We start from the raw sequence: 26,142 nt of genomic DNA on the forward strand, positions 1-26,142 counted from the left end.
AGGACGCCACCACGCAGGGTCGAAACCATGGATATCTACAGCGCCGCTGAAAAACTGATGAAGATGGATGACGCCACATGGCGGCGTCATGCCAATCCGCTCAGCGGCTGGACACGGTTTCTCTTCGGGATGGCGCCGCTCTTTCTGGCGATCTACGCAAGGGTCTGGATCGGATGGTGGACCGTGCCACTGGTCTTGCTCATCGTGCTGTGGATCTGGCTCAACCCGCGCCTTTTTGCCGAACCCAAGGATTTCGGGGCGTGGATGTCGCGCGGGGTTCTGGGCGAGCGTATCTGGTTGGCCCGCGATCGCTATGATGTGCCAGCGCACCATGTCCCCGTCGCGCACGCCACAACCGGCTTTGCTGCGTTCTTTGCGCTCTGCGCCATTTGGGGTGTGATCGTCCTCGATCCGTGGATCACGATCTTGGGCGTCGCTGGCACCATCATCTCAAAGGCATGGTTCGTGGACCGGATGGTCTGGCTCCATGTCGAACTGACTGACATTCCAATGGGTGCGGCGATGCCGGCACCGACCTTACCTCAACTGAAAGATCAACCATGACCCCGCAAGAGATGGAATCCCGCATTGTCCGCTATGGCGACCTGCAACCTTGCAAGACCGCCTTTATCGACGCGCATACACCCGGCTCTGACCAGAAAGAGAACTTCACCATCATCGGTGGCGGCGTTTCCGAAAGCCCAGATCAGCACGTCCATATCTCGATCCCGCATGGCTTCAACATCGGCGCTGCGGGTCAGCCGCCCAAATGCCGGAACTCTTTGCATGACCACCACACAGCCGAGGCTTTCTTTGTCCTCAAGGGCCGCTGGCGGTTTTTCTGGGGCCGCTACGGGACAGCCGGTGAGGTCGTGCTGGAAGAGGGGGACATTTTCAACATCCCGACCGGCATCTTCCGCGGTTTCGAAAACATCGGCACCGATTACGGGATGATCATGGCAATCCTCGGCGGTGACGACGCCGGTGGCGGCGTGATGTGGGCGCCGCAAGTGATCGAAGATGCCGCCGACCACGGTCTGATCCTTGGTGAGAACGGCAAACTCTACGACAGCAAAAAGGGCCAAAGCCTGCCCGAAGGTGTCGCGCCGATGCCGCTGATGTCGGATGCCGAATTGGCCAAACGGCCAGAGCCTTCAACACGCGACGTTCTGCCAAACCATGTGGCCCGCTACTGGGATATGATGGCCATGGCCGACAAGACCCCCGTGCAGGTGATCGGCGAGAACGGATTGCTGAAGGACAAGCCGGGATTTGAAGTCGGGTTCATGAACCGCAACTCGGCCTCCGAAGAGATGCACACCCATCGATATCCCTCAGTCCTTATGCCAATGCGCGGGCATTGGCGCGTCAACTGGGAGGCTGGAAATGGATATGAGGCCGGAAGCGCCACCCTCGCACCCGGTGACACCATGTCCGTTCCAGAGGATCTGCCCCACAACGCGGTTCCGTCGATGACAGGTGAGGCGAGCCTGTATCACGTCGTCGCAACCGGCGATCCCGCTGGTCCGACCTGGAAAGGTTAACAGAAAACCGTATGCACAGCCTGTGTACGTCCGGTGCACAGGTTGTGCACAGAAATCATACGCATCAGGAGAGGTTAGATGGCGAAAGTCTTAACAACGCACGTGGGGTCATTGCCGCGCACACAGGAGGTCGTGGACTACATTTTTGCCCGCGAGCGTAAAGAGGCTTACGACGCCGACGCCTTTGATGCGGCCATGACAGAAGCGGTCTCTGAGACTGTCAAAAAGCAGGTGGATGCAGGGATCGATATCGTCAGCGACGGCGAGACCTCGAAGATTTCCTATGCCACTTACGTCAAGGACCGCTACACCGGTTTTGACGGCGACAGTCCACGTAATGCACCCGCTGACCTCAAGCAATTTCCCAGCTTTCTCAAGCGCTTGGCTGATGACGGCGGTACACCTAAATACGCGCGCCCGATGTGTGTGGGCGAGGTCAAATCCAAAGGGCAGGGCGAGCTTGAGAAGGATATCGCCAACCTCAAAGCCGCCATGTCCACCCACGGGGCAGAGCGCGGCTTTATGAACGCCGCATCGCCCGGCGTGATCTCGCTTTTCCTGCAAAACGACTACTACAAAACCCGCGAAGCCTATCTCGCGGCTTTGGCCGATGCGATGAAGGCGGAATACGAAACCATCGTCGCCTCCGGACTGGACCTGCAACTCGATTGCCCAGACCTCGCGCTCTCAAGACATATGCTTTTCAATGACTTAAGCGATGATGAGTTCATCAAGATTGCGCAAAGCCACGTCGAGGCTCTGAACCACGCGCTCGCCGATGTGCCGGCCGAAAAGGTCCGTATCCACATCTGCTGGGGCAACTACGAAGGACCCCATGTCTGCGACATTCCGATGTCCAAAATGTTCGATACGCTGATGTCCGCCAAGGCCCGCTACGTCCTGTTCGAGACATCAAATCCCCGCCACGGACACGAGTGGACCGTTTTCCGCGACCGCAAGAATGAAATCCCTTCCGGCAAGGTGCTGGTGCCAGGTGTCGTTGATACAACAACCAACTTTGTCGAACACCCTGAACTCGTCGCGCAACGTATTGAAAGATTTACCGATATTGTTGGCGCAGAGCGTGTAATTGCTGGCTCCGACTGTGGCTTTGGCACGTTTGCAGGCTTTGGTGCTGTTGATCCTGAGATCGCCTACGCCAAGCTCGAAGCGCTCGTCGAAGGTGCCAAACTCACGTCGTGACCACACCCCTCGTTCTCCTGCCTGGCATGATGTGCGACGCGCGGCTCTTTGGACCGCAGGTTGCCGCTCTCGAAGACGCGCGCGACGTCCGCGTCATGCCAATCCACGCACACCAGACTGTTGCGGCATTGGCAAACGATATCCTGCAGGACGCGCCGGAAAGGTTCGCCATCGCCGGACTGTCGATGGGTGGGATCGTCGCGATGGAGGTGCTGCGCCAGGCACCAGATCGTATCGCAGGCCTTGCCTTGATGGATACCAATCCGCTGGCCGAGGCACCCGAGGTGGCAGCCCGTCGTGACGGCCAGATTGACAAGGTCGATAAGGGTGGTCTGGCCAGCGTCATGCGAGACGAGATGAAGCCGAACTATCTTGCGCAAACCTCTGATCGCGAAGCCATTCTCGATCTGTGCATGGCGATGGCGCTGGACCTTGGGCCGCAGGCATTTATCAACCAGTCGCGCGCCCTTGCCGCGCGCCCTGATCAGCAAGGGACACTGGCTGCCTATCGCGGTCCCGCGCTTGTTTTATGCGGGGCAGAGGACACGCTTTGCCCGATCCACCGACATGAACTGATGCACGCGCTGATGCCGCAAAGCCACCTTGAAATTATCCCGCAAGCAGGCCACCTGCCGACCCTCGAAGCGGCCGATCAAACCACAGCCGCGCTGAAACACTGGCTGGGCACAATACCAGATCACTAGAAGGGCTGGCCGGTCGGATCAAAAAAATCCATTTGAGATCAGACACTCACCCGCCATTGCGGACTTCACGCACCCAAGCGACCAGGACCTCACGGGCCTCGGGGTCCATTTGGATCGCATTGGGTGGTGGCATAGCGTGGCTCACGCCAGCCTGCAGGTAAATTTGGTCGGCGTGGCGCGCAACGTCGCCGGGAGCCTCAAGATAAACGCCTTTTGGCGCCCACTGCATATTGCCCCAGACCGGCTCGCGCGCATGGCACATGGAACAGTTGCCGATGACCGTGTTGTAGGCCTCATCAAAAAGGACGGCGTCAGCGTAGCGTTGTTCGTAGGGGGTCAGTTCGCGGGCCTCGGCCTCCTGCCAGGTCTCACCGGTGCGCACGGTCGAGAGCCACGCGATCACAAGCATCAACAGAACCGTCACAGCCCATGTCCAATGCGGCCCCTTGCCGGTCTTGTGCATCGTGTTGAAGTAATGCCGGATCGTCACGCCAGTGAGGAAAATCAGGCTCGCGATAATCCATGCATATTCCGTCGCAAAGGCCAGCGGGTAGTGGTTCGACAACATAAGGAACACAACCGGCAACGTCAGATAGTTGTTATGGGTCGAACGGACCTTGGCGATCTTGCCGTATTTGGCATCCGGTGTGCGCCCCGCTTTGAGGTCTTCAACCACAATGCGTTGGTTTGGCATGATCTGAAAAAAGACATTGGCGGTCATGATGGTCGCCGTGAAGGCACCCAGATGCAGCAGGGCAGCACGGCCAGTGAAAATCTGGTTATAGCCCCATGACATGATCACCAGCATGACAAACAGCAGCAGCATCAGCAGCGTTGGATTCTCACTCAGCTTGGATTTGCACATCTGGTCGTAGATCAACCAGCCGATCGTCAGTGACCCGCCAGAGATCAGGATGCCCTGCCACAGCGCTAGATCGACCTTGGTCGGGTCAAGCAGGAACAGCTCTCCGCCGACCCAGTAAACAATCATCAGCAGGGCCGCACCTGAGAGCCACGTCATGTAGCTTTGCCACTTATGCCAGGTCAGGTGCTCCGGCATTTCGGCAGGGGCAACAAGGTATTTGGTGGTGTGATAGAAACCACCGCCGTGAACTTCCCATTCTTCCCCGTATGCACCTTCGGGCATGTTCGGCGCAGGCTTCAGCATCAGATCAAGCGCGATGAAATAGAACGACGCGCCGATCCACGCCATGGCTGTGATGACATGCAACCAGCGCACTGAAAAAGCGATCCAGTCCCATAGAATTGCCAAATCATACATGCGGTGATCCTTCCTGAGCGCGAATTGGCACAAAACTATCGCAAAGCATATTGTTCTGGTATGCAGACGATAGGCCAAACAGTATCAAAAAATCCAAGTAAATGTCCTATCTCGAAAACATCCAGACCTTCGTGCGGGTCTATGAATTGGGCAGCATGTCTGCGGCGGCGCGCGATATGCGGATTTCTGCGGCCGTTACCTCGGCACGGATTTCCCAGCTTGAGCAACATCTTGGCGTGCGTCTTTTCCAAAGGACCACGCGCAGCCTGACAGCCACGGAGCAGGGCCGCGCCTTTTATGGCGGTGCTTGCGAGGTCCTTGAGGCGCTGGTGAATGCAGAGACACAGATTGCCGACATCACAGACAATCCCAAAGGCTCGCTATATGTCGCAGCGCCGCTTGGCGTTGGCAGGCGGTTGATTGCGCCGCATGTTCCGGCGTTTCTGGAGGCCTATCCTGAAATCAGTATGCGGCTGCGCCTGACGGACAGAAGGGTGGACCTGACGACCGAAGGTCTGGATCTGGCCTTTTTTCTGGGCCAGCCAGAAGACAGCAACCTGCGCATTCGCAAGATTGCAGACGTCCCGCGCATTCTTTGTGCCTCACCGGACTATATCAGCGCACGCGGCAATCCTGCAGACGGGGATGCATTGATCGCTGAAAAGCATGAATGCCTGAACCTGCGCTATCCGGGCGCGACCGAATTCCAATGGCGTCTGATCACACCAGATGGCCCAAAGCGGTTCCGTGTCAGCGGGCGCTGCGAATCCGATGATGGCGATGTTCTGACCGACTGGGCGCTGAGCGGGCAGGGGATTGCGCTCAAACCGCTTTTCGAAGTGGCCGATCACATCAGGGCAGGCCGCTTGGTGCCAGTGGCACAAGCAACGCCACCGGAGCCGATCCAGATGGCCTGTCTCTTTACCCATCGGCGGGGGCAGGACCCGAAGTCCCGCCTTTTCATGGAGTTCATCATCGAACGGATCAGTGCAATCGTGCGTGACGGAGATGTCTCAGGCTAGCTGCCGCGATAGGTCGAATAGCTGAATGGCGACAGTAAAAGCGGCACGTGATAATGCGACGGTTCGGACATGCCGAACCGGATGGGGATCATGTCGAGGAACCGCGGGCTTTCAGGCGGTGTGCCGGTCGCATCCAGATAGGCCCCAGCGTGAAATACCAGCTCATAGGTGCCAGTGGCGAATTGGTCAGCCGGCAGTATCTGTTCATCCGTGCGCCCGTCATCGTTGGTCACAAGCGTCTTGATGTGGGTCCGCGTCTCACCTTCGATGCGAAAAAGCGCGATTTTGAGGCCTTCAGCCGGGCATCCGCGCGCGGTGTCCAGGACGTGTGTTGTCAAATAGCCGCTCATTGTAAGTCTCCTGTCTCGGTCTGCACCGTTTTGCCAGAGCCGAGTGACTTCAGCAAAGCTTCGCATTCAAGATAGTCTTTTCGCTATTATTTGAAATTTAAATCCACTGAATTGGTTTAGAGAATAATGAATGACTGAAAAAGGATTCCGACCTGTGCAACGCTATCCACGTGATCTGACTGGTTATGGTGCAACCCCGCCTGCTGCGAATTGGCCAGATGGGGCCAAGATTGCCGTGCAGATTGTCCTCAACTTTGAGGAAGGCGGCGAGAATAACATCCTGCATGGTGATCCGGCCTCTGAGGCCTTCCTGTCCGAGATGACAGGTGCGGCACCCTGGCCGGGTCAGCGCCATTGGAACATGGAAACCATCTATGAATACGGTGCCCGTGCCGGGTTCTGGCGGGTTCACCGGTTACTTGGTGATACGCCTCTGACGGTCTACGGCGTTGCCACGGCACTTGCACGCGCCCCCGAGCAGGTAGCCGCGATGAAGGCCTCCGGTTGGGAAATCGCGAGCCACGGGCTCAAGTGGATCGAACATAAAGACATGTCCGAAGAGGAAGAGCGCGCCCAGATTGCCGAGGCGATCCGGCTCCATACTGAAGTGACCGGCACAGCGCCGCGTGGCTGGTATACGGGCCGCTGCTCGATGAACACGGTCAGACTGGCCGCAGAGACAGGGCAGTTCGCCTATGTCGCAGACAGCTATGCGGATGATTTGCCTTACTGGATGTCCTTTGACGGCACAGACCAGTTGATCGTGCCTTACACGATGGACTGCAACGACATGCGCTTTTCCATTCAGGCGGGCTTCACAACAGGCGATCAGTTTGAAAGCTACCTGCGTGACAGTTTCGATATTCTTTACGCCGAAGGGCAGGCTGGCGCGCCAAAGATGCTCTCGATCGGACTGCATTGCCGTCTGATCGGGCGTCCGGGCCGTGCCGCGGCGCTCAAGCGCGTGTTGGATCATATGAAAGCGCACGAAGGTGTCTGGTTCGCCACCCGTCTTGAGATTGCAGAGCACTGGGCCAAGGAGCATCCGGCCCAGTCCCAAACACGCGCGTCCCAAACACGCCCGTCACAAATGGATCGTGACACATTCGTTGCCACTTTTGGTGGCATTTTCGAGCACAGCCCGTGGATCGCCGAAGGTGCGCACGCCCTGGAACTGGGGCCGGCGCATGACACCGCCCAAGGGGTCCACAGCGCCCTGGCGCGGATCTTCCGGTCAGCAACCGAAGAACAGCGCCTTAACGTTCTCAAGGCGCACCCTGACCTGGCCGGCAAGCTGGCTGCAGCAGGCAAGCTGACTGCCGAAAGCACCGCAGAGCAGGCAGGTGCCGGGCTTGATCTTCTGACTGACGATGAGCGCGCGATGTTCCAACAACTCAATGCCGACTATGTTGCGCGCCACGGCTTTCCCTTCATCATCGCGGTGAAGGATAACGACAAAGCCTCGATCCTCGCAGCCTTCCACCGCCGGATCGGGAATGATCGCGACACCGAATTTGCAGAAGCCTGCAAACAGGTCGAACGCATCGCCGAACTGCGCCTGATCGAGAAGCTTGGCTGATGGGGGCGCAACTTCATCTTGAACCGCTGACGGCGGAGGCCTTTGCACCGTTTGGTGATGTGCTCGACGTGGCAGGTGATCCCGACAAGATCATCAATCAGGGCCTGTGTGGCCGCTACCATGACCGCGCGCGTATCGACATCGTTGACGGGCGGGCAGGGATAAGCCTTTTCAAGGCAGAGCCCCGCAGCTTGCCCATCGCGCTTGATATGGTCGAACGCCACCCTGACGGCAGTCAGGCGTTTCTGCCCATGAGCTTTGATCCGTTTGTGGTTGTTGTGGCCCCTGATGAGGGCGGCACACCCGGTCAACCACGCGCTTTCATCACAACCCCCGGTCAGGGGATCAACTTTGCACGCGGCACGTGGCACGGGGTGCTGACACCCCTGCATGCGCCCGGGCTTTTCGCTGTTGTGGATCGGATCGGGGAGGGTCCGAACCTACAGGAGCACTGGTTTGAAACACCCTACACAATCGTCGGGTGATCAGCTGACTGCCGGAAAAAAGAGGCCGGCACCAGATGTCCAAAGGGAGGGACAGGACAATGGCAAGTAACGCAATCGGGACCCCGGAGCAGCTCCGCGATCCCAACTACACACCGGCGCTGCACCGCGCCATCCCGCTGGGGATCCAGCATGTACTGGCGATGTTCGTCTCGAACGTCACACCGGCCATCATCGTGGCAGGTGCCGCAGGTTTCGGGTTTGGGTCAAATAGCCCCGACTTTCCAGAACTGCTCTACCTCATTCAGATGTCGATGCTTTTTGCGGGTGTTGCGACACTGCTCCAGACAATCACTCTGGGGCCGGTCGGCGCGGCGCTGCCGATCGTGCAGGGCACATCCTTTGCATTTATTCCAATCATGATTCCGCTGGTTGCAGGGAAAGGCGTTGATGGTCTGGCCGCTCTCTTTGGTGGTGTGATCATTGGTGGTCTGTTCCATGCGGTCTTGGGTCTTTTTATCGGCAAGATCCGCTTTGCCTTGCCGCCGCTTGTGACGGGGCTTGTGGTCACGATGATCGGTCTCGCGCTGGTCAAAGTCGGCATCCAGTATGCAGCCGGTGGCGTGCCTGCCATCGGAACACCTGAATACGGCAGTCTGCTGAACTGGTCTGCGGCTTTGGTCGTGATCTTTGTCACACTGGGGCTCAAGTTCTTCACATCCGGTATGCTCTCGATCTCTGCTGTTCTGATCGGTCTGATTGTCGGTTACTTCTACGCTCTGGGCGTTGGTATCCTCGATTGGGCTGCCGTCACCGGGTCATGGGAGCGGTCAGCCGCCTTCGCACTGCCGCAGCCATTCAAGTACGGCTTCGAGTTTTCGGCCGCTGCGGTTATCGGTTTCTGCCTGATGGCCTTTATCTCGGCGATTGAAACCGTGGGTGACGTCTCGGGGATCACCAAAGGCGGTGCGGGCCGCGAAGCAACAGAAAAGGAAATCGAAGGCGCGACATATGCTGACGGTTTCGGCACGGCGCTCGCCGGTGTCTTTGGCGGCTTCCCGAACACGTCCTTCAGCCAGAATGTCGGGCTGATCGCGATGACGGGCGTCATGTCACGTCATGTGGTCACTTGCGGTGCGATCTTCCTGATCGTCTGCGGCCTGATCCCCAAGGTGGGCGGCGTCATTCGCACTGTTCCTATCGAAGTGCTGGGAGGTGGCGTCATCGTCATGTTCGGCATGGTTGTCGCGGCTGGCATCTCGATGCTGTCGGACGTCAACTGGAACCGCCGGAACATGGTGATTTTCGCAATCTCGCTGTCCATCGGTCTGGGTCTGCAACTGGAGCCTGCCGCTGTTGCCGGTCTGCCTGACACAGCCCGCATCCTGATGACTTCGGGTCTGCTGCCAGCAGCATTCCTCGCGATCATCCTCAATCTGATCCTGCCAGAGGAACTGACTGAAGAGTCGACAGAGGAAGTGTCTGGCGGTCTGCATGGTCACGGCAAAGGCGCTCTGGCCGCAGACGACGGGCGTTAACAGACGCGCATAGAAAAAGTGAAAGGCCCGGTCGTTTGACCGGGCCTTTTGTTTGTTACAGAGCTTTTTGGCAGCGCAGCCGCTTTGTGCAAAATGTGCTGCGGATTTGTGTCTTAAGCCTTGGTGAGCGGCGCGTGACCAAGCGGCATATGCCGGTTTACATCCTTGTAAAGCAGATACCGGAATTTGCCGGGACCACCGGCGTAGCAGGCCTGCGGGCAGAACGCGCGCAACCACATAAAGTCACCGGCTTCCACTTCGACCCAGTCGTTGTTGAGCTTGTAGACAGCCTTGCCTTCCAAGACGTAAAGCCCGTGCTCCATCACGTGCGTTTCCAGAAACGGAATAACAGCTCCGGGTTCGAACGTGACGATGGTCACATGCATGTCGTGGCGCAAATCCGCCGGATCGACAAAGCGGGTCGTCGCCCATTTGCCGTCGGTATCAGGCATGACGGTCGGTGCGATATCCTGTTCGTTGGCAATGATGACCTCTGGCAGGCCAAGACCCGGAACGGCCTGATAGGCTTTGCGGATCCAGTGAAACCGCAGCATCGCATCAGAGGTATTGTGAAGCTGCCAGTCCGATCCCGCTGGCAGATATGCGTAGCCGCCTTCGGTCAAATGATGTGTTTCGCCTTCAGCGGTCAGCGTCGCGGTGCCTTCAACAACGAAAAGCACAGCTTGCGCACTTTTGTCTGTTTCCGGGCGCTCAGACCCGCCACCGGGGGCCACTTCCATGATGTATTGCGAGAAGGTCTCTGCAAAACCTGACATGGGGCGGGCGATGACCCACAGCCGTGTTTTCTCCCAAAAGGGGAGGAAGCTCGTCGTGATGTCCCGCATCGTGCCTTTGGGCAACACCGCGTATGCATCTGTGAAAATTGCCCTGTCAGTCAATAGCTGGGTTTGCGGTGGATGACCGCCGGTGGGCGCGAAGTATTTGCCGGACATGCTGAATCCTAAGATAAAATCCCGAACCGATTATGGAATTCGATCTTGCCCGACACCACCCGGCATTCCCCGACAAGACTTTTCGGTTAGTTTTGATAATGCACGGCATTGCGCGGAAAACCGAGACATAGCGCATCTCCCAGCAATGGGCTAATCATCAATGCCCTTGCGACAGAGCCTGATCCGCGTGGCGGTCAGATCCGGTGCACAACGAGGAAGGGACAACATGTCATCAGACCCGCAAAACAACGCGTTTCGTCATGCGACGCAGACCGCGCATCGTCGGACGGCCTCCCAGCCCGCTCGTTTCAGTCGACACCTTCAACAAACTTATAGTCCCGGTCCGAGGCGGGAAGCCCATAGCTCAGCGCCTCTTGGTATTCCTCGCCATGATAGAAGGCCTTGGCCGTTGCCATATCGGCAAAACGGATGATCACACAGCGCGGCTTTGTCGTGCCTTCCATGACTTCGACCTGCCCGCCGCGCACCAGAAACTCTCCACCGTATTTCGCGACAGCGGGGCCCGCCAATTCGGCATACTTCGCGTAAGCCTCTGAATCTTTTACGTCGACCTGGATAATGGCATAGACGGCCATGCTTGTTTTCCTCCCGCATACAGCAAACAGTTCGTGCGACCATGCAATCCTTTTCGCATGAAGAAAAGGCGCGGTTGCATCAAGGCGTCAGCAAACGCCGCAACAGGGTTTCCAGATAGTCGCCAGCGCTTTCAAAGGGGTCCTGATCGCCCATGATTGCGCGGACCTGCACGGCGAAATCTGCATAATGCTGCGTCAGCGCCCAGATCGTGAAGATCAGATGATAGGGATCGACAGGGCGGATCGCACCAGCCTCGACCCATTTGGTAATCACCTGATGCGTCTGATCGGTCAGGTCGCGCAGCTCTCCTTGCAGAACATTGTTGATATGTGGCGCACCTTGCAGGATTTCATTGGCAAAGAGGCGGCTTTCGCGCGGAAACCGTTTGGACATATCGAGCTTGCGATGGGCATAGGCCAAAAGCTCTTCCACCGGATCACCCGTCGGATCGAGGCGCTTGAGCGGATCAATCCACGTTTCCAACAACTGCGCCAGAAGAGCTGCATGGATCGCCTCTTTGGATGGGAAGTAATAAAGTAGGTTCGCCTTCGACAAACCGGCGGCTTCGCTGATCTGGTCAAGCGTCGAGCCGCGAAATCCGAACTGCGAAAAAACATCGAGACTCGCGCCGAGGATGATCGCCTCGTTGCGCAACTGAATCCGGGTTTTTGGTTTTTTCATGCCCGCCCTTTGCTGCATTTTTGGGCGTAGCGCTTCCGCGATATCAATGGTTTGCCCTTGTTCAACGCAAATGCCCGCTCTTTTGGCAGAGAACTTGACTGCCAATGGGCAACTGATAGCGTTGTTTTGACCAGTTGGTCAAACTACGACAAGGAGCCTCACCATGCCTGCACCCGGAGAAAACCTGCGCATCAATGGCTCGCGTCTATGGGACAGCCTGATGGAAATGGCCAAGATCGGCCCCGGTGTTGCAGGTGGCAACAACCGTCAGACGCTGACCGACGCCGACAGCGAAGGCCGCCATTTGTTCCAGAAATGGTGTGACGAGGCCGGTTGCACGATGGGTGTTGACGAAATCGGCAATATGTTCGCGCGTCGCGAAGGCACCGACCCTGATGCACTGCCGGTCTATGTGGGCAGCCACCTCGACACCCAGCCCACTGGCGGCAAATACGATGGGGTGCTGGGCGTGCTCGGCGGGTTGGAGATCATCCGCACAATGAACGATCTCGATATCAAGACAAAACACCCGATCGTGGTCACAAACTGGACCAACGAAGAGGGCACACGATTTGCACCTGCCATGCTGGCCTCTGGCGTATTTGCAGGCAAGCACACGCTAGAATGGGCGCGCGACCGCGTTGATGCCGACGGCAAGAAGTTCGGCGACGAACTCGACCGGATTGGCTGGAAAGGCGATGAAAAGGTCGGTGCGCGCAAGATGCACGCCTTCTTTGAATTGCACATTGAACAGGGACCGATCCTCGAGGCCGAAGGCAAGGATATCGGTGTCGTCACTCACGGACAGGGCCTGCGCTGGATCGAATGCACCGTGACCGGCAAGGAAAGCCATACCGGATCAACGCCAATGCATATGCGCAAGAACGCGGGCCGTGGTCTCGCGCTCGTGACCGAACTGGTCCATGAGATCGCAATGAAGAACCAGCCCAACGCCGTTGGTGCCATCGGCCACATCGACGTCTACCCCAACAGCCGCAACGTGATCCCCGGCAAGGTGGTCTTTACCGTCGATATGCGCACACACCTTTTGGACAAGCTGAACGCGATGGTCGCAGAATTTGAAGAACGCGCTCCAAAGCTCTGCGAAGAGATCGGTGTGTCGTTTTCCTGTGAAATCGTTGGCCAGTTCGACCCGCCCGCCTTTGACGAAGGCTGCGTAAAGGCAGTCCGCGACGCGGCCGAACGACTGGGTTACAGCCACATGGATATTGTTTCGGGTGCTGGGCATGACGCCTGCTGGATCAATGATCTCTATCCGACAGCGATGGTGATGTGCCCTTGCGTGGATGGGCTGAGCCACCATGAGGCCGAAGAAATCAGCCCTGAATGGGCGGCGGCGGGTGCAGATGTGCTGATGCATGCGGTGCTGGAAACAGCGGAGATTGTGGGGTGACAGTTTCGCTTCCATCAACCGCCCCGGACTTGATCCGGGGCCCCACTCTCTTTGCCAGAGGCCCCGGATCAAGTCTGGGGCGAGATCAGCGTAAACCTCGTCTTAACCATGCTGCGGGATCAGGGACCTATGCAGCATTTCGTCTACATCATGGCCTCGGGGCCGAGGGGCGCGATCTACATCGGACGTTCGCGGAACTTGCGTGCTCGGGTCGAGCAACATCGCGCGGGACTTTCCGTGCACACGTCCAGATACAAGATCAGATGGCTGGTCTGGTTCGAAGTGCAGGACGATTTTGCGACCAGCTTGCAGAGGGAGCGCGCGCTCAAGCGTTGGCGGCGCGACTGGAAAAACCAATTGATCGAAGCGACAAATCCACACTGGCAAGACATCACGGCCCACATCCCGATCTGATCCGGTGCGAGACCCCGGATCAAGTCCGGGGCGGGTGAAGACAGGGAGACAACAAAATGACCAAAGTCATCAAGAACGGCACCATCGTCACACATGATCTGACCTACAAGGCGGATGTCCTGATCGATGGCGGCAAGATCATCGAGATTGGCGCTGATCTCAAGGGCGACGAAGAACTCGACGCCACCGGTTGCTATGTCATGCCCGGTGGGATTGACCCCCATGTGCATCTGGAAATGCCGTTCATGGGCACCTATTCCAGCGATGATTTTGAAAGCGGGACGCGCGCCGCACTTGCGGGCGGGACAACGATGGTTGTGGACTTCTGCCTGCCCAACCAAGGCGAAAGCCTGCTGGACGCGATCAAGCGTTGGGACAACAAATCGACCCGTGCCAACTGCGACTATTCCTTCCATATGGCTGTGACATGGTGGGGCGAGCAGGTCTTCAACGACATGAAAACCGTGATCGAGGAGCGCGGCATCAACACATTCAAGCACTTCCTGGCCTACAAGGGCGCGTTGATGGTGAACGATGACGAACTCTTTTCTTCCTTCAACCGTCTCGCGGAATTGGGCGGGATTGCGATGGTCCATGCCGAAAATGGCGATGTTGTAGCAGAGCTTTCCGCCAAACTGCTGGCCGAAGGCAACACCGGGCCAGAGGCGCACGCCTATTCGCGGCCCAGCCAGGTTGAAGGCGAGGCCACCAACCGCGCGATCATGATCGCCGACATGGCCGGTGTGCCGCTCTATGTGGTGCATACATCCTGCGAGGAAGCGCATGAAGCCATCCGCCGCGCCCGACAGCAGGGCAAGCGCGTCTGGGGCGAGCCGCTGATCCAGCACCTGACGCTGGACGAAAGCGAATATTTCAACGCCGACTGGGACCATGCGGCACGCCGGGTCATGTCGCCCCCATTCCGCAACAAAAAGCATCAGGACAGCCTTTGGGCCGGTCTGCAGTCAGGCTCGCTTTCCGTTGTTGCCACGGACCATTGTGCATTCACAACCGAACAGAAGCGCTATGGCGTCGGTGATTTCACCAAGATTCCCAACGGCACCGGCGGGCTTGAGGACCGGATGCCGATGCTCTGGACGCATGGGGTGGCCACTGGCCGGCTGACGCCGAATGAATTCGTGGCCGTGACATCGACCAATATCGCCAAGATCCTGAATTGCTACCCGAAAAAAGGTGCGATCCTCGTGGGCGCAGACGCCGATCTGGTGGTCTGGGACCCTGAGAAGGAAAAGACGATCTCGGCCGGGGCGCAGCAATCGGCGATCGACTACAACGTCTTTGAAGGACAGAAGGTCAAAGGTCTGCCGCGCTTTACGCTGACCCGTGGCAAGGTCGCGATCCACGACGGCGAAGTCCGCACCGAAGAAGGCTACGGAAAATTCGTCAAGCGCCCCGGAAACGGTGTGACTAATCAGGCGCTCAGCACCTGGAAAGAATTGACCGCACCGCGCCCTGTTGAGCGGACAGGTATTCCTGCGACGGGGGTTTGATCTGCCAAGTCTTGATGTGCCAAGTATCCGTGACGAATACCCAATGACCGCACCCGTAATTTCCGCCAGTTCGCTGGATCTGACATTTCAGACCAATGACGGTCCCGTTCACGCATTGTCCGATGTGAACCTCGACATCGGAAAGGGTGACTTTGTCAGCTTCATCGGCCCTTCTGGCTGCGGCAAGACCACTTTCTTGCGCTGCATCGCGGGGCTTGAAACGCAGACCGGCGGCACGCTTTCGGTCAACGGCATGAGCCCTGATGCTGCACGCCGTGCACGCGCCTATGGCTATGTGTTTCAGGCCGCTGGTCTTTATCCATGGCGCACGCTTGAAGGCAACATCCGCCTGCCGCTTGAAATCATGGGCTTTTCTGAAGATGAGAAGAAGGCGCGCGTCAAACGCGTGCTTGAACTGGTCGAACTGGCAGGCTTTGAAAAGAAGTTTCCATGGCAGTTATCAGGCGGGATGCAGCAGCGGGCCTCAATCGCCCGCGCATTGGCATTTGATGCCGAAATCCTGTTGATGGACGAACCCTTCGGCGCACTTGACGAGATTGTCCGCGATCACTTGAACGAGCAACTGCTAGCCTTGTGGGCTCGCACCGGCAAAACGATTGCTTTTGTGACCCATTCCATCACCGAGGCGGTCTATCTTTCCACAAAGATTGTCGTGATGTCGCCGCGGCCCGGTCGGATCACCGACGTGATTGAGAGCCCCCTTCCAAAGGAACGGCCTCTCGATATCCGCGATGATCCAACGTTTATCGACATCGCGCATCGGGTCAGGGAAGGTCTGCGTCTGGGTCATGCTGATGACTGATCTGACGTGCCTGCGCATAAGTCGTGAGCGACTTGGGAGGGCGAATTGAGGTCTGCGCTCCCTATTGCGACGGTTGTCGTGGTGATTTTTGCAATATGGACGGCTGCTGTCGTACCGATGAACATTCATCTGACCGCTGATCTGGCCGGGCGGCAGGATATCGCCGTGACACCTGAGACGCCCAGAGAACGGCAAGAGGTCGGCGCAATCTCTCTGGCACTCCAGAACACCTCGATTTGGGGGATGACCTACACGCTGGATCGCCCGAACCTCCCATCCCCGCATCAGGTCGCAGCAGAGCTTTACAAGAGCGTCTTCACCGTCGCACCGACGTCACGGCGCAGCCTGATCTATCACGCATGGGTGACGCTCTCGGCAACGCTTCTTGGGTTTCTTATCGGGGCGGCCGCAGGCATACTTCTTGCGGTCGGCATCGTCTATAACAGGACCATGGACAAGGCCGTGATGCCTTGGGCGATCACGTCGCAAACGATCCCGATCCTTGCACTGGCCCCGATGGTGATCGTGATGCTGGGATCTATTGGCGTGCAGGGGCTTTTGCCAAAGGCGATTATTTCGGCCTATCTGAGCTTCTTTCCGGTGGTCGTCGGGATGGTGAAGGGGTTGCGCAGCCCCGATCACATGCAGCTTGATCTTTTGCATACATACAATGCAAGCGGGCCGCAGGCGTTCTGGAAGCTGCGCTTGCCCGGCTCGATGCCATATCTCTTTGCGTCGCTGAAAATCGGAATCTCAGCCTCTCTGGTGGGTGCAATTGTCGGAGAATTGCCAACGGGCGCCCGCGCCGGTTTCGGTGCGCGTATGCTGGTCGGCGACCAATACGGTCAACCCATCCTGACGTGGGCGGCCCTTTTCGGGGCGGCAATCACAGCCGCACTGCTTGTGGCCGCGATCAGCCTGATTGAGCGCAAGACCTTGGGCCGCATGGGCATGAGGATGGCAGCATGACGGCCTGGATCATCGCACTGGCCATCGGCGCTTTGGGGTGGTGGATCAACGCTCGCCTGGCGCATGGTGCATCTTCGGACAGCCGCACGGTTTCACTGGCGATCCCGGTGATCTTCGGCGTGACAATCATCGCCATGTGGCAGGTGCTGGTGACGATGCTTGACGTCAGCGCTGTGATCCTGCCAGCACCATCGGCCATCGCCTCAAGATTTGTAAATTCGATCCCGATCCTTTTCGCTGATTTCGTGCAGACCATCATCAAGGGGGCGCTCACCGGATTTATCATCGGCATGGTTGCGGCCTTCGTGGTGGCTGTGATCGCAGACCGCTCCCCGTTCCTGACCAAGGGGATTTTGCCTGTCGGCAGTTTCATGGCCGCACTTCCCATCGTCGGCACAGCCCCGATCTTTGTGAAGTGGTATGGCAGTGATTGGGAATCCAAAGCAGCCGTCGTGGCCGTGATGGTCTTTTTCCCGATCCTTGTGAATACGGTGGCCGGACTGCGAGACACCACGGCCATGCAACGCGACCTCATGCGCACCTATGCGGCCGACTACTGGACAACCCTTTTCAAACTCCGGCTGCCAGCGGCCCTGCCGTTCATCTTCAACGGGCTGAAGATCGCGACAACACTTGCCCTGATTGGCGCCATTGTTGCCGAATTTTTTGGCTCTCCGACGGTCGGGATGGGATTTCGGATATCAACATCTGTCGGACAGCTTGCGATGGATATGGTCTGGGCCGAGATTGTTGTGGCTGCCCTCGCGGGATCGAGCTTCTACGGGGCCATTGCCCTACTGGAGAAACGGGTGACCTTCTGGCACCCTTCGCAAAGATAAGAAGGTCATAAAGACCCAATAACAAACTGACTTGGAGGTCAAAGAATGAAAAACTTGTTGAAATGTGCGGCGGTCGCGGTTGGTCTTACGACAAGCGCCGGTGCCTATGCTGACGGGCACGCAAATGATGTGACGTTGCAGCTGCAGTGGGTCACACAAGCCCAGTTTGCCGGTTACTATGTCGCTCTGGACAAGGGCTATTACGAAGAAGAAGGCCTGAACGTCACCATCCTGCCGGGTGGACCCGATATCGCGCCGCCACAGGTTCTGGCCGGCGGCGGTGCTGACATCATGCTCAACTGGATGCCATCGGCGCTTGCGGCGCGTGAGCGTGGTCTGCCAGTGGTCAACATCGCGCAACCTTTCGTTTCGTCCGGTCTGATGCTCACATGCTGGAAGGACACTGGAATCGAAAGCGTCGAGGATTTCCGCGGCAAGACGATCGGTGTGTGGTTCTTCGGAAACGAATATCCGTTCCTCAGCTGGATGAGCCAGGCCGGTATCCCGACCGATGGCGGTGAGGACGGAGTGACCGTGCTCAAGCAGGGCTTCAACGTGGATCCGCTTCTCAACCGCGAAGCCGACTGTATCTCGACCATGACATACAACGAATACGGTCAGGTGCTTGATGCCGGTGTGGACCCCGATGACCTTGTGACCTTCAAGTATGAAGATCAGGGCGTCGCGACCCTCGAAGACGGCATCTACGCGCTGGAAGAAAACCTCGATGATCCGGTCTTTGTCGACAAGATGGTCCGCTTTGTGCGCGCCTCGATGAAGGGCTGGCGTTATGCTGAGGAAAACGTCGAAGAAGCGGCAGCAATCATCATGGAATATGATGAAACCGGTGCGCAATCCGAAGCCGCACAGGCACGCATGATGGGCGAGATCGCCAAACTGACGCAAGGCAGCACAGGCGCGCTTGATATCGCGGCTTATCAGCGGACTGTGGACACACTGCTTGCAGGTGGGTCAGATCCCGTCATCACCGCCGAACCTGTCGGCGCCTACACGACCGAGATCACTGACGCAGCGCTCAACTAAGACCGCCAAAATAAGAAGCCCCTCATCTGCATTCGCCAGATGAGGGGCTTTTTCATTTCTGAGAGCGTCGCAACGGACTTATGCCGATTTGGCGTAACCCCCGTTATAGGCATCGCTCTTCCGGCGGACCTGCGAATGCTCCACAATACGGTTGCGTGCGATCCCGCGGAATTCCTCAAGTGACGCATGACCCTTGCGAGACAGATAGTCCCCCAGATCTTCATTCAGTTCCTTGATCAGCTTCACCCCGACGCCGCCACTGCCTTTTTCTTCCATAGCGGCAGTGCACACCTGCAACGTGCCTGCGCCATGTGCGATAAAGTTGAAAGCCTCTCGGAACCCACGAATGCCGCCAATGCCAGAGATCGCCTTGTCAGGATAGGCCTTCGAGATATCGGAAACACGCTGCAGCGCCTGATGCAGGATAGCCAGACCGCCCAATCCACCTGATGTGACCAACCCGTCCACTTCGACCTCGAACTGCAAGGTTTCAGGATCCATCAGGGGCAGCGACGGGAATGTGTTGCAAAGCGAGATTGACGCGGCACCAGCCTCGTAGGCCGCACCTGCCGCATCGACAAGGGTCGAGGTCGCGGGTGTCAGCTTGACCCAGATCGGAACGCTCACTTCGTCAGTGACGGCTGCGAGGATGGACCGGATGATATCCTCATCATTGGCGATGTTCGCGCCCATATCCTTGCGGTCCATATGCGGACAGGAAAGATTCAGTTCCAGCGCATCACAGCCGACGTCCACGCAAGCGCGCGCCAGTTTGCGCCAGTTGTTCATCTCTGTTTCGCCGCCGGCACCAGCCATGATCGACGCAATCAACATACGATCCGGAAAGGTCGTTTTGATCTCTTCAAGGTCCGGCAACCAAAGCTCCAGCGCCTGATCCGAAATCAGCTCCCAGTTCCATGACGAATGCGAGACGGTATCGGGGCGCTTGTTGCGGGAGACATAGGGCTTCTGCTCGCTTGTGCGCTGGAAGATTGTCTTGGGCCCCGCGACGTTTTCAACAGGGTGCAAGCCGATAGTCTTGGTTACGACACCACCCCAACCTGACTCAAACGCTTTGAGAATCTTGCGTTTGCTTTCAGTCGGCGGGGCCGACGCCAAAATAAAGGGATTCACAAACTTGAGGCCGGTAAAGGTTGTTGAAAGGTCATATGCCATGGCAATTCTCCTGATCTGACTTCAAGTGAGCCCGAAATTTGACCAAAAAGTCAAGAATTCTGATGCGCGCCCGCAAGACCAATGGCCAAATGCCGGAGAATTTGCCGGGAATGACCGGAAAATAAGCAAAGAACGCTGGTCAGGGCTGCCTCGCAAGGGCGACACCCTTCACCTTGATATTGGTAAGGGCACGATCTGAAGGACATGCATCGCATCAGCTGGACACTGGATGGGGACGCGCGTGCGCCCACAAATGCCAAAGAACGCTGTGACCACAGGACCTGACCCGCGCCTGCAAGCCAGCAATACTGCGGATCCGTCACATATCCGCGCTGCAGCACCTAGCCGAAGATGTCAGCGATACGGTTCAGCGCCCGCCGGATTTCCGGCAGGTGGCGATCATCGTTGTGCGTGACAAGCCATTGATCGTGGGTCAGCTCTTCAATGATATCTCCGCTGCGCCCAAGTCCGGCCTGCGCATCGCCCACGAATGTCGGCAGCAAGGCACGTCCCGCGCCATTCAACGCCAAATCCAGTGCAAGACGGGGCGTGTCGGTCTCGACGGCAATCGCCGCACCACACCGCTCCGCGACCCACCGTGCCGATCGTGTGTCGGCGCGGACGACGATCCATGCATCAGGTGCATCCGCGCGCGCGTAGGGCGCAAATGTGACACGCCTCAACCGGCGCGCTGCAAGACCATCGCTGGTCGGACGCTTTGCGCGGAACCCGATTGAAGCTTCTCTGCGCGGGATGGAGAGAACATCTTCGCCTTGTAGCAAACGCAGGCGCAAGTCTGGCGACGCCCCTGTGATCCTTGTCAGATGATCCGTCAGCGCCAGCATTGTCCATGTTCCGGCAGCAATTCTGACAACTGGCAAGGCACCCTGCGGATCAGGTGCCGTGGCCCGCGCAATGACCGCCTCGGCCGGGGCAAGGTCCGCAAGCAGGCGCCTGCCATCGATCGTCAGGTCATACCCGTGGCTTTGCCGCACAAAAAGCTCGCGGTTGAGCTGTCGTTCCAACGCACGCATCCGCCGCCCGAGGGTGGCCGCGCTGGACCCGATTTCGCGTGCCGCCGCCGACAGGCCACCATGGCGCGCAATCGCCAGGAATGCGGCAATGTCGTTCCACTCCACCGGGTCATTGGACAGGGATGTGATGTTCACCGACGGCTCCTCACTTGTTTCATTGATGAAAAGAGACTGTCATTCTATTTCGTTTCGCCTCCGCCGCACAACCGTTAGGTTGCGGACAACCGAAGCGAACGGGGCGTCCGGTGCTTGCGACGACACTCGCACCGCGCCCGCAGAAACCACCAAACTCAGCACCAAAAAGGGGAACCCATGACATCCCGATCCAAACCTATCGCCGACATGCCACTGCGATCCCTCGGTCGCGCAGGGCCGATGGTGTCGCAGTTCGCCCTTGGCACGATGACCTTCGGCACCGAAACCGACGAAGCCACCGCCCATCACATGCTGGATCTCTTTGTTGCGCTTGGGGGCACCATGATCGACACGGCAGACGTCTATTCAAACGGCGTTTCCGAAGACATCATTGGCCGGTGGGGTGCCGCACGTGGCGATATGGATGACCTGATCATTGCCACCAAGTGCCGCTTCTTGCCGACGCCGGGCAGCCGCGGCGGATCGCGTCGCGCGATTTTCAAACGCGCCGAGGCCAGCCTGAAAAGACTGATGGTTGACGCGATTGATCTCTACCTGATCCATGGCTGGGACGATGAAACCGATGTTGCCGAGACCCTCGACGCGCTGGGCGATCTCCGGCGGGCAGGAAAAATCCACCATGTGGGCTGGTCCAACGTGACAGGCTGGCAGTTGGAGCGTATCTGCCGGACAGCCGAGGCGAACGGCCTGCCTATGCCATGCGCGCTCCAGCCGCAGTATTCCTTGCTTGATCGTGGCATCGAACTTGAGGTTTTGCCATGCGCGCTGGAAAACGGCATCGGCTTGACGCCGTGGTCCCCCTTGGGGGGCGGATGGCTCACTGGCAAATACTCTGCCGATGCGCGCCCACAGGGTGCAACACGTTTGGGCGAGGACCCCAACCGCGGGGTAGAGGCTTACGACACCCGTAACACCCCGCATACACACAATGTGCTGGGGGTCGCAGAGGCGCTGGCTGAAAAACACGGGCGTCCAATGTCACACATCGCGCTTGCATGGCTTGCGGCCCGGCCGGGCGTCGCGTCGATCCTGCTTGGTGCACGCAATACCGCCCAACTCTCGGACAATCTCGGCGCCGTTGACCTGAGACTGGATGACGCTGATCTGAAGGCGCTAACAGAGGTCTCTGCCACGCATCTGCCGGACTACCCTTACGGCTTTGTCCGGGACTGGTCTGCTGTCACACACTGGGATCGCCTCGGATATGCCTGACACGCCGCGAAAGCGCCGTCTGCTTTCAAACAGCAAGTTTGGCTTCTGGGACCTGGGAAAATAGCGCGCAAGCAGCCCGATCTTGAGAGTGCCCATACCAATGAAGGAGAGGCTTGGCAAATCACCGCATTGGGTTATCATCGCTCAACCGAAGCAATTCATTGAGATGCTAAATGTCTAACAAACAACAGGTTTTTGCGATCATCGGGCTAGGGACATTCGGCGCGACATTGGCCCGTGACCTTCAACGATTTGGCAACGAAGTTATCGGGATCGACAACAACGAACGGCTTGTCAGCGCCCATGCTGATGACCTGGCGCAATCCCTTGTCCTCGATGCGCGCGATGATATGGCCCTTAAGGAAGCGGGTGTCTCATCCGTCGATGTTGGCGTGGTCGCAATCGGCACAAACATCGAAGCCAGCGTTCTTGCCACGATAAACCTGAAAACCTTGGGCGTGGAGACGATCTGGGCCAAGGCGACATCAAAAAACCACCACCGCATTTTGTCCAAGCTGGGCGTGGACCGGGTCATCCACCCTGAGCGGGAAGTTGGCCAGCACATCGCCCAGGTCCTCAACAATCCTCTAGTGCGAGATTACGTCAGTTTGGGGAACGGGCAGCATGTGGTCAATTTTCGCGTCCCCGAAAGCCTTCAGGGAAAGTCGCTGTCAGAATTGAATCATCGGCAGGACCACAATCTTCGCTGTATCGGCGTCTTGCGTGGTACCGATTATGTGGGCCAGGACGCCGAATCTTGTACGTTGGAAAAAGATGATCTGTTGTTGTTACTGGGCGGGCGCCAGGACCTCCGCGAATTCGCCCGCGGACTTTAGGCAGTCTGATGTCTAGCCTCCATTTTTCAATCCGCAGACGGCGCTTTAGCCCACCTGCGGTTCTGGCAACCATCTATGCCGTTTTCATAGTCTTGGGTGCCATTGCGCTATGGCTGCCCTTCAGCAGTGCAGATCACGTGACGTTCAGCGACGCCTTCTTCACGGCGGCGTCTGCGGTGACCGTGACAGGTCTTGTCGTTGTGGATACGGGATCGGACTATACGCTGATCGGCCAGATTATTATCGCCTTCTTGATCCAGATCGGCGGGCTCGGTCTCATGACCTTTGCCGCACTTTTGTTTACAATGCTGGGGCTGACCATCGGAATGCCGCAGCGCCTCATCCTGCGCGACGAACTCGGCCAGACCGGGGTGAGCGAACTTCTCGCGCTGGTGCGCGTCGTGATCTTGGTCGCCTTCACTGCGGAGGCGATCGCGACAGCGATCCTGATGTTTGTCTTTGTGCCTGAATTCGGCTGGACGCACGGTTTTTGGCAAGCACTTTTCCACGCCATATCCGCATTCAATAACGCAGGGTTCTCGCTCTTTTCAGATAGCCTGTCGGGCTATGTCGCGGACCCCGTCGTCAATATCACGATCACGCTTCTGTTTATCCTGAGTGGTCTGGGATTTGTGGTGCTTGCAGACATCAACCGACAGCGCAACTGGCGCAAACTCACGCTGCACAGCAAGCTGATGTTGTCAGGCACGCTTGGTCTGATCCTGTTTGCATGGGTGATGTTTGCAATCTTGGAATGGTCAAATCCCGCCACGCTCGGCGGGCTGGAAAGCGATGCTGCGCGCATTCTGGCAAGTTGGTTTCAAGCCGTGACACCGCGGACGGCAGGTTTCAACACACTTGACTACGCCCAGATGGAGAACAGCACCACGGTGATGACGCTCTCCTTGATGCTTGTCGGAGGCGGGCCCTCTTCGACGGCTGGCGGCATCAAGGTGACAACGCTCATTGTGCTTGCGCTGGCAACACTTGCGTTTTTCCGCAGGCAGGAGCGGCTCAATATTTTTGGTCGCAGCCTTGGCATGTCAGAGGTCATGAAGGTGCTGGCCCTGACAGCCCTTTCGATTTTTCTTGTGGCAATCGGGCTCTTTCTTGCGTCGACCACGTATAAGGGTGACTTTCTTGACCTGCTTTTCGAGGTGTGCTCGGCATTCGGCACCGTTGGATTGTCGAGGGGGGCAACAGGTGAGCTTGATGAGTTCGGGCGCGCGGTGATTGTCCTCATTATGTTCGTCGGCCGCCTTGGCCCTCTGACCTTGGCGTTCTTTCTGGCGACGCAAAGCAAACCCAAAGTCGGATACCCGGAGGGAAAGGTGTTTCTGGGCTAGCCGGTCGTGGTCATTGCTGAGGCTGGTCCGGAACACATCTCTGTCCACCGTCATTAACCTGATCTCAACGCACTGCACCGTACGCGGCGTTCATCCTGTCAGATCTGACAAAACGTATGCACAGGTTGTGTACAGCCAGTGCACGGGCCGTGTACGCAAGTCATACGCTGTCATCTCGCTGAAAAACGGGCGTTAACCAGCAAATCCAATGCCGATTCGCGCGCTGCCGTGCCAGCGTGCCCAGCCCCGTTGCTAAGCGGCGTCTTGGCCCATGCGCCGATAGTCCTTCGGCGTCATTCCCGTTTCACGATTGAACGCCTTGTAGAAGGTCGAACGCGAGTTAAAACCGACCTCCAGCGCCACATCGAGGACGGAAAGTTCGCCTGCCGCGATCAGGGGTTTGGAGGCTTCGATCCGATGCCTCGCGACATAGTCAAAAAAGCTCGCCCCGATCTCCTGATTGAGGGTCTGTGACACCTGATTGGGCAACGCACCAACGTGCTGCGAAAGCTTCTGCAAAGACAGGCCGGGATCAAGGTAAAGCGCGTCTTTTTTCATCGCGGCCTCAATGCGTCCTGCCAGCTTTGCGGCATGGTCATCCGTCAGCGCAGAGCGCGCGTATTTGATGTCCGGTTCGGGCTCCGGAGCGGGTGCTCTCGCATCCACGATCTTCACAGGTGCAAAGATATTCAACACGAGCAATCCCGCGCCGATCAGCACCAGAAAAAGCTCCGCAACAAACAAGCGCCCATCCGCAAAATTCTCATCCGCAAGCGATCCAGCGCCTGTGATCCAGATCAGCACGATCAGCGCCATCAACACATCAACCCAACGCAGGTCGCGTTCGTCGGCGTCCGAATAAAGCTGCCGGATATGAGCGCGGTAGATCCTCAGACGCCTGAGGATCGCAACCACATAGGCCAACGAAACCGGAAGCCACAAAACAAGCAGGAAAAAGGTCAAAAGCGCCAGCGCGCCCGGCCAAAACCCCAGCGGCAGTTCCCCTTCCAGAAACATCATTTCCTTGGTCTGTGCCGGTAGGGTCCAATAGCCAATGCAGACCACTAAGCTTGCGGCTGGCATGATCAGATCACGCCACGGGACGGGCAGGGGGGCAGTCGGTGACGTCTTCGCCTGAATGTAATGGAAAAAGGCAGGTGGCAGCACCGACAGCAGCACCAGCAAGACAGGCATGTAATTCAAGAGCGCATCGCCAGCGAAGGTTCTGACAAGCGGAAGCGCCAGCATCCCGACAAATGCGAAGTAGACGGCACCGAGACCCAGCATCGCGCGCAGATACCTTTGGCGCGGCACAACGGTCAGCAGCCCGGACAGGGCCACGCCAAGAGAAATCCCTGAAAGGGTGAGAAGCGCCGCACTGTCCATACGCCCTAATAGACAGGTTTGGGCACTTTCATCAACGCGTCCCGATTTCAGGTTCAAATGAATGTCCTCGCCGTCACGCGCGGACG

General features: G+C 57.9%; 26 protein-coding genes. 18 read left to right on the top strand and 8 right to left on the bottom strand.

What is annotated here, in order from left to right:
• Positions 1-27: 27 nt before the first annotated feature.
• From BM316_RS03800 to BM316_RS03815, 4 genes are all read left to right on the top strand, one after another.
• Complete coding sequence (locus BM316_RS03800; RefSeq protein ID WP_090204176.1) at positions 28-564, top strand: DUF6653 family protein; 537 nt, start codon at positions 28-30, stop codon at positions 562-564.
• Positions 561-1,544, top strand: coding sequence for a cupin domain-containing protein (locus BM316_RS03805; RefSeq protein WP_090204179.1), 984 nt, complete (start codon positions 561-563; stop codon positions 1,542-1,544). Before BM316_RS03800 ends, BM316_RS03805 begins: the two co-directional genes overlap by 4 nt.
• A 78-nt stretch (positions 1,545-1,622) precedes the next feature.
• Positions 1,623-2,747: a cobalamin-independent methionine synthase II family protein gene (locus tag BM316_RS03810; RefSeq protein ID WP_090204181.1), complete on the top strand. Its 1,125-nt coding sequence runs from the start codon at positions 1,623-1,625 to the stop codon at positions 2,745-2,747.
• 29 nt (positions 2,748-2,776) lie between these two features.
• Complete coding sequence (locus BM316_RS03815) at positions 2,777-3,451, top strand: alpha/beta fold hydrolase (protein WP_090207488.1); 675 nt, start codon at positions 2,777-2,779, stop codon at positions 3,449-3,451.
• 46 nt (positions 3,452-3,497) lie between these two features.
• Here the strand turns inward: BM316_RS03815 and BM316_RS03820 are convergent, their stop codons facing one another.
• Positions 3,498-4,733 carry a urate hydroxylase PuuD gene (locus BM316_RS03820; protein ID WP_090204184.1) on the bottom strand — a complete coding sequence of 412 codons (1,236 nt, stop codon included), beginning with the start codon at positions 4,731-4,733 and terminating at the stop codon, positions 3,498-3,500.
• Positions 4,734-4,834: 101 nt separating this feature from the next.
• Here BM316_RS03820 and BM316_RS03825 point away from each other — a divergent pair, with 101 nt between their 5' ends.
• The gene (locus BM316_RS03825) at positions 4,835-5,755 is read left to right on the top strand and encodes a LysR family transcriptional regulator (RefSeq protein ID WP_090204186.1); all 921 of its coding nucleotides are present in this window, start codon (positions 4,835-4,837) and stop codon (positions 5,753-5,755) included.
• On the opposite strand, the gene uraH is transcribed toward BM316_RS03825, so the two are convergent.
• Positions 5,752-6,105 carry a hydroxyisourate hydrolase gene (gene uraH / locus BM316_RS03830; RefSeq protein ID WP_090204189.1) on the bottom strand — a complete coding sequence of 118 codons (354 nt, stop codon included), beginning with the start codon at positions 6,103-6,105 and terminating at the stop codon, positions 5,752-5,754. The genes BM316_RS03825 and uraH overlap by 4 nt on opposite strands.
• A gap of 154 nt (positions 6,106-6,259) precedes the next feature.
• On the opposite strand from uraH, the gene puuE reads away from it, so the two are divergent.
• From puuE to BM316_RS03845, 3 genes are read left to right on the top strand one after another with little or no spacing between them, the layout of a single operon-like run.
• Positions 6,260-7,684, top strand: a complete 1,425-nt coding sequence (gene puuE, locus BM316_RS03835; RefSeq protein WP_090207491.1) for an allantoinase PuuE — start codon at positions 6,260-6,262, stop codon at positions 7,682-7,684.
• The gene (locus BM316_RS03840) at positions 7,684-8,169 is read left to right on the top strand and encodes an ureidoglycolate lyase (RefSeq protein WP_090204191.1); all 486 of its coding nucleotides are present in this window, start codon (positions 7,684-7,686) and stop codon (positions 8,167-8,169) included. The genes puuE and BM316_RS03840 overlap by 1 nt, the downstream gene beginning before the upstream one ends.
• A gap of 59 nt (positions 8,170-8,228) precedes the next feature.
• Positions 8,229-9,665, top strand: a complete 1,437-nt coding sequence (locus BM316_RS03845) for a uracil-xanthine permease family protein (RefSeq protein ID WP_090204194.1) — start codon at positions 8,229-8,231, stop codon at positions 9,663-9,665.
• Positions 9,666-9,778: 113 nt separating this feature from the next.
• Here the strand turns inward: BM316_RS03845 and BM316_RS03850 are convergent, their stop codons facing one another.
• The 3 genes from BM316_RS03850 to BM316_RS03860 form a co-directional block, all read right to left on the bottom strand.
• Entirely contained in the window at positions 9,779-10,618 is an 840-nt protein-coding gene (locus BM316_RS03850) for a bifunctional allantoicase/(S)-ureidoglycine aminohydrolase (protein ID WP_090204197.1), read from the bottom strand.
• Between the two features lie 308 nt (positions 10,619-10,926).
• Positions 10,927-11,214, bottom strand: coding sequence for a DUF1330 domain-containing protein (locus tag BM316_RS03855; RefSeq protein ID WP_090204198.1), 288 nt, complete (start codon positions 11,212-11,214; stop codon positions 10,927-10,929).
• A gap of 79 nt (positions 11,215-11,293) precedes the next feature.
• Positions 11,294-11,896 carry a TetR family transcriptional regulator C-terminal domain-containing protein gene (locus BM316_RS03860; protein ID WP_090207494.1) on the bottom strand — a complete coding sequence of 201 codons (603 nt, stop codon included), beginning with the start codon at positions 11,894-11,896 and terminating at the stop codon, positions 11,294-11,296.
• A gap of 163 nt (positions 11,897-12,059) precedes the next feature.
• Here BM316_RS03860 and BM316_RS03865 point away from each other — a divergent pair, with 163 nt between their 5' ends.
• From BM316_RS03865 to BM316_RS03895, 7 genes are all read left to right on the top strand, one after another.
• On the top strand, positions 12,060-13,310 hold the full coding sequence (locus BM316_RS03865) for a Zn-dependent hydrolase (RefSeq protein WP_090204201.1): 1,251 nt from the start codon (positions 12,060-12,062) through the stop codon (positions 13,308-13,310).
• Positions 13,311-13,439: 129 nt separating this feature from the next.
• Complete coding sequence (locus BM316_RS03870; RefSeq protein ID WP_090204204.1) at positions 13,440-13,724, top strand: GIY-YIG nuclease family protein; 285 nt, start codon at positions 13,440-13,442, stop codon at positions 13,722-13,724.
• A 56-nt stretch (positions 13,725-13,780) separates the two neighbouring features.
• Positions 13,781-15,235 carry a dihydropyrimidinase gene (gene hydA / locus BM316_RS03875; protein ID WP_090204206.1) on the top strand — a complete coding sequence of 485 codons (1,455 nt, stop codon included), beginning with the start codon at positions 13,781-13,783 and terminating at the stop codon, positions 15,233-15,235.
• Positions 15,236-15,278: 43 nt separating this feature from the next.
• The gene (locus BM316_RS03880) at positions 15,279-16,058 is read left to right on the top strand and encodes an ABC transporter ATP-binding protein (protein ID WP_090204209.1); all 780 of its coding nucleotides are present in this window, start codon (positions 15,279-15,281) and stop codon (positions 16,056-16,058) included.
• Between the two features lie 45 nt (positions 16,059-16,103).
• A complete protein-coding gene (locus tag BM316_RS03885; protein WP_090204211.1) occupies positions 16,104-17,027 on the top strand; it encodes an ABC transporter permease in 924 nt (307 codons plus the stop codon).
• Positions 17,024-17,866, top strand: a complete 843-nt coding sequence (locus tag BM316_RS03890; RefSeq protein WP_090204214.1) for an ABC transporter permease — start codon at positions 17,024-17,026, stop codon at positions 17,864-17,866. Before BM316_RS03885 ends, BM316_RS03890 begins: the two co-directional genes overlap by 4 nt.
• 45 nt (positions 17,867-17,911) lie before the next feature.
• A complete protein-coding gene (locus tag BM316_RS03895; RefSeq protein ID WP_090204216.1) occupies positions 17,912-18,910 on the top strand; it encodes an ABC transporter substrate-binding protein in 999 nt (332 codons plus the stop codon).
• Positions 18,911-18,988: 78 nt separating this feature from the next.
• Here BM316_RS03895 and BM316_RS03900 read toward each other — a convergent pair whose 3' ends face one another.
• Positions 18,989-20,086 carry a tRNA-dihydrouridine synthase gene (locus BM316_RS03900; protein ID WP_090204218.1) on the bottom strand — a complete coding sequence of 366 codons (1,098 nt, stop codon included), beginning with the start codon at positions 20,084-20,086 and terminating at the stop codon, positions 18,989-18,991.
• A 341-nt stretch (positions 20,087-20,427) separates the two neighbouring features.
• Positions 20,428-21,255: a LysR family transcriptional regulator gene (locus BM316_RS03905; RefSeq protein WP_207493616.1), complete on the bottom strand. Its 828-nt coding sequence runs from the start codon at positions 21,253-21,255 to the stop codon at positions 20,428-20,430.
• 177 nt (positions 21,256-21,432) lie between these two features.
• Between BM316_RS03905 and BM316_RS03910 the strand changes: the two genes are divergently transcribed.
• From BM316_RS03910 to BM316_RS03920, 3 genes are all read left to right on the top strand, one after another.
• Positions 21,433-22,488, top strand: a complete 1,056-nt coding sequence (locus BM316_RS03910) for an aldo/keto reductase (RefSeq protein ID WP_207493618.1) — start codon at positions 21,433-21,435, stop codon at positions 22,486-22,488.
• A gap of 173 nt (positions 22,489-22,661) precedes the next feature.
• A complete protein-coding gene (locus tag BM316_RS03915; RefSeq protein ID WP_090204223.1) occupies positions 22,662-23,324 on the top strand; it encodes a potassium channel family protein in 663 nt (220 codons plus the stop codon).
• Between the two features lie 8 nt (positions 23,325-23,332).
• Positions 23,333-24,670, top strand: a complete 1,338-nt coding sequence (locus tag BM316_RS03920; protein ID WP_090204226.1) for a TrkH family potassium uptake protein — start codon at positions 23,333-23,335, stop codon at positions 24,668-24,670.
• 252 nt (positions 24,671-24,922) lie between these two features.
• On the opposite strand, the gene BM316_RS03925 is transcribed toward BM316_RS03920, so the two are convergent.
• Entirely contained in the window at positions 24,923-26,113 is a 1,191-nt protein-coding gene (locus BM316_RS03925; RefSeq protein WP_131802539.1) for a helix-turn-helix domain-containing protein, read from the bottom strand.
• Positions 26,114-26,142 lie beyond the last annotated feature (29 nt).

Origin of the sequence: Yoonia litorea (assembly GCF_900114675.1) — a bacterium.
Taxonomy (GTDB): domain Bacteria; phylum Pseudomonadota; class Alphaproteobacteria; order Rhodobacterales; family Rhodobacteraceae; genus Yoonia; species Yoonia litorea.

What these genes read in the sequence shown, in the direction of transcription:
- BM316_RS03800 (WP_090204176.1), top strand. Translation starts at nt 28, where the DNA reads ATGGATATCTACAGCGCCGCTGAAAAACTGATGAAGATGGATGACGCC.
- BM316_RS03805 (WP_090204179.1), top strand. Translation starts at nt 561, where the DNA reads ATGACCCCGCAAGAGATGGAATCCCGCATTGTCCGCTATGGCGACCTG.
- BM316_RS03810 (WP_090204181.1), top strand. Translation starts at nt 1,623, where the DNA reads ATGGCGAAAGTCTTAACAACGCACGTGGGGTCATTGCCGCGCACACAG.
- BM316_RS03815 (WP_090207488.1), top strand. Translation starts at nt 2,777, where the DNA reads ATGTGCGACGCGCGGCTCTTTGGACCGCAGGTTGCCGCTCTCGAAGAC.
- BM316_RS03820 (WP_090204184.1), bottom strand. Translation starts at nt 4,733, where the DNA reads ATGTATGATTTGGCAATTCTATGGGACTGGATCGCTTTTTCAGTGCGC.
- BM316_RS03825 (WP_090204186.1), top strand. Translation starts at nt 4,835, where the DNA reads ATGTCCTATCTCGAAAACATCCAGACCTTCGTGCGGGTCTATGAATTG.
- uraH (WP_090204189.1), bottom strand. Translation starts at nt 6,105, where the DNA reads ATGAGCGGCTATTTGACAACACACGTCCTGGACACCGCGCGCGGATGC.
- BM316_RS03840 (WP_090204191.1), top strand. Translation starts at nt 7,684, where the DNA reads ATGGGGGCGCAACTTCATCTTGAACCGCTGACGGCGGAGGCCTTTGCA.
- BM316_RS03845 (WP_090204194.1), top strand. Translation starts at nt 8,229, where the DNA reads ATGGCAAGTAACGCAATCGGGACCCCGGAGCAGCTCCGCGATCCCAAC.
- BM316_RS03850 (WP_090204197.1), bottom strand. Translation starts at nt 10,618, where the DNA reads ATGTCCGGCAAATACTTCGCGCCCACCGGCGGTCATCCACCGCAAACC.
- BM316_RS03855 (WP_090204198.1), bottom strand. Translation starts at nt 11,214, where the DNA reads ATGGCCGTCTATGCCATTATCCAGGTCGACGTAAAAGATTCAGAGGCT.
- BM316_RS03860 (WP_090207494.1), bottom strand. Translation starts at nt 11,896, where the DNA reads ATGAAAAAACCAAAAACCCGGATTCAGTTGCGCAACGAGGCGATCATC.
- BM316_RS03865 (WP_090204201.1), top strand. Translation starts at nt 12,060, where the DNA reads ATGCCTGCACCCGGAGAAAACCTGCGCATCAATGGCTCGCGTCTATGG.
- BM316_RS03870 (WP_090204204.1), top strand. Translation starts at nt 13,440, where the DNA reads ATGCAGCATTTCGTCTACATCATGGCCTCGGGGCCGAGGGGCGCGATC.
- hydA (WP_090204206.1), top strand. Translation starts at nt 13,781, where the DNA reads ATGACCAAAGTCATCAAGAACGGCACCATCGTCACACATGATCTGACC.
- BM316_RS03880 (WP_090204209.1), top strand. Translation starts at nt 15,279, where the DNA reads ATGACCGCACCCGTAATTTCCGCCAGTTCGCTGGATCTGACATTTCAG.
- BM316_RS03890 (WP_090204214.1), top strand. Translation starts at nt 17,024, where the DNA reads ATGACGGCCTGGATCATCGCACTGGCCATCGGCGCTTTGGGGTGGTGG.
- BM316_RS03895 (WP_090204216.1), top strand. Translation starts at nt 17,912, where the DNA reads ATGAAAAACTTGTTGAAATGTGCGGCGGTCGCGGTTGGTCTTACGACA.
- BM316_RS03900 (WP_090204218.1), bottom strand. Translation starts at nt 20,086, where the DNA reads ATGGCATATGACCTTTCAACAACCTTTACCGGCCTCAAGTTTGTGAAT.
- BM316_RS03910 (WP_207493618.1), top strand. Translation starts at nt 21,433, where the DNA reads ATGACATCCCGATCCAAACCTATCGCCGACATGCCACTGCGATCCCTC.
- BM316_RS03915 (WP_090204223.1), top strand. Translation starts at nt 22,662, where the DNA reads ATGTCTAACAAACAACAGGTTTTTGCGATCATCGGGCTAGGGACATTC.
- BM316_RS03920 (WP_090204226.1), top strand. Translation starts at nt 23,333, where the DNA reads ATGTCTAGCCTCCATTTTTCAATCCGCAGACGGCGCTTTAGCCCACCT.